Genomic DNA, 2,388 nt, shown 5'->3' with positions numbered 1-2,388 from the left:
CCCCCCACCGGCTTACTGACACACCCGCACCACTCGCACTACCCGCACCACCCACACCACAGTCATCAAAGGAGATGTCGATGCCCAAGGAAATTCTCGTCGGCTTCGGAGTGGACGTCGACGCAGTCGGCGGCTGGCTCGGCTCCTACGGAGGCGAGGACTCGCCCGACGACATCTCCCGCGGCCTGTTCGCGGGCGAAGTCGGCGTGCCCCGCCTGCTGGAGCTGTTCCGACGCCGCGGCCTGACCCAGACGTTCTTCTGGCCCGGCCACTCCGTCGAGACCTTCCCCGAGGAGTTCGACGCCTGCGTCGCCGCCGGCCACGAGATCGGCGTGCACGGCTACAGCCACGAGAACCCGATCGCCATGAACCGTGAGCAGGAGGCCGCGGTCCTGGACCACTGCATCGAGCTGATCGAGACCCGCTCCGGCCGCCGTCCGACCGGCTACGTGGCGCCCTGGTGGGAGTTCAGCCCCGTCACCAACGAACTCCTGCTGGAGCGGGGCATCAAGTACGACCACTCGCTGATGCACCGGGACTTCGAGCCGTACTACGTCCGGGTCGGCGACACCTGGACGAAGATCGACTACAGCGCACCCGCCGAGACCTGGATGAAGCCCCTGGTGCGCGGCCAGGAGACGGACCTGATCGAGATCCCGGCCAACTGGTACCTCGACGACCTGCCTCCGATGATGTTCATCAAGGCCAGCCCGAACAGCCACGGCTTCGTCAACCCCCGTGACATCGAGCAGATGTGGCGCGACCAGTTCGACTGGGTCTACCGGGAGATGGACCAGGCGGCCTTCACCATGACCATCCACCCCGACGTGGCCGGCCGCCCCCAGGTGCTGCTGATGCTGGAGCGCCTCATCGACCACATCAACTCCCACGAAGGCGTCCGCTGGGTGACCTTCGACCAGATCGCGGACGACTTCGCCGCCCGCAACCCGCGCCAGAAGGGTGACAGCAGATGACCACCGTGCAGCAAGGGGACATAGCCCACGAGAACGAATGGCCGCGCGGCGGAGCACCCTCGGACGAGGTCCTCTTCAAGGGCCCTCCGACGCTCAGCCGGCGCACCATCAGGACCACCACCATGGTCTGTTTCCTGGCCTGGGTCTTCTCCGTCTACGACTTCGTGCTCTTCGGCACCCTGCTGCCGAAAATCTCCGAGACGTTCGGCTGGAGCACCGGGCAGGCCACGGCGATCGCCACCGGCGTGACCGTCGGTACCTTCGTCGTCTCCCTGCTGGTCGGTCCGATGCTGGACCGATGGGGCCGCAAGCCGAGCCTGATCGTCACCACGGCGGGCGCGGCGCTCTCCTCCGGCCTCACCGCGCTGGTCGGCGGCGCCGCCTCGCTGATCGGAGTTCGGGCCATCTCCGGCCTCGGCTACTCCGAGGAGGTCGTCAACGGCGTCTACCTCAACGAGATGTACGGCAAGAGCCGGCGCCGCGGCTTCATGTTCAGCCTCGTGCAGAGCGGCTGGCCGGTCGGCGCCCTGCTGGCCGCGGCGTTCGCCGCCGTGCTGCTCCCGATCATGAGCTGGCGCTGGATCTTCCTCCTCGCCACCTTCCCGGTCATCGTCATCCTCATCGCCGGGTCCAAACTCCGTGAGTCGCCCTCCTTCGTCGCCCTCAAGCGGACACGGGAACTGCGCAAGGACGGACGCGACGCCGACGCGGCCCAGCTGGCAAAGCTCTACGACCTCGACATCAGCCGGGACAACGAGTCCGGCCTGCGCCAGCTCTTCGCCCCGGACCTGCGCCGGCACACCCTGTGCCTGTCCGGAGCGTGGCTGTTCAACTGGATGGGCATCCAGGTCTTCTCGGTGCTGGGCACCACCATCCTCACCGACGGCAAGGGCGTCTCGTTCTCCAGCGCACTGGTCGTGCTGATCCTGGCCAACATGGCCGGCTTCCTCGGCTACCTCTTCCACGGGTACCTCGGCGACCGGATCGGCCGGCGGACGACCATCATCGTCGGCTGGACCATCGGCGGCATCGTGATGACGGCGATGCTCTTCGGTCCGGACAACGCCGCGTACGTCATCCCGATGTACGCCCTGGGGCTCTTCTTCCTCCTCGGCCCGTACTCCGCCATGGTCTTCTACATGGGCGAGTCGTTCCCGGCCCGGGTCCGGGGCATCGGCTCCAACACCGCCCACGTGATGGGCCCCATGGGCGCGATCGTCGGCTCGGCACTGCTCAGCGCGATCATCGGCCTCGGCGCGAACGCCACCACCGCCGCGTTCGTCGCGGGCGCCCTGGGGATGTTCATCTCCGGCGTGCTGATGCTCGGCGCCCACAAGGTCAGCCAGGACACCGACGACGAGCTCGTACCCCCGGCCACGGCGCACTGAGCCGTCCCTCCCCCCTCCCCCCGGCG

Annotated in this window: 2 protein-coding genes; both read left to right on the top strand. The window is 67.9% G+C overall.

All coding sequences use genetic code 11. The annotated features are described in order from the left end of the window. Positions 1 to 80: 80 nt before the first annotated feature. Positions 81 to 974 (top strand): polysaccharide deacetylase family protein, encoded by an 894-nt coding sequence (locus tag AOK11_RS33795; RefSeq protein ID WP_055597488.1) that lies wholly within the window; start codon positions 81 to 83, stop codon positions 972 to 974. After that, positions 971 to 2,362: an MFS transporter gene (locus AOK11_RS33790; RefSeq protein ID WP_055597487.1), complete on the top strand. Its 1,392-nt coding sequence runs from the start codon at positions 971 to 973 to the stop codon at positions 2,360 to 2,362. The genes AOK11_RS33795 and AOK11_RS33790 overlap by 4 nt, the downstream gene beginning before the upstream one ends. Positions 2,363 to 2,388 lie beyond the last annotated feature (26 nt).

Origin of the sequence: Streptomyces hirsutus (assembly GCF_001418415.1) — a bacterium.
Classification (GTDB): domain Bacteria; phylum Actinomycetota; class Actinomycetes; order Streptomycetales; family Streptomycetaceae; genus Streptomyces; species Streptomyces hirsutus.
This window is presented reverse-complemented; position numbering and strand designations above follow the sequence as displayed.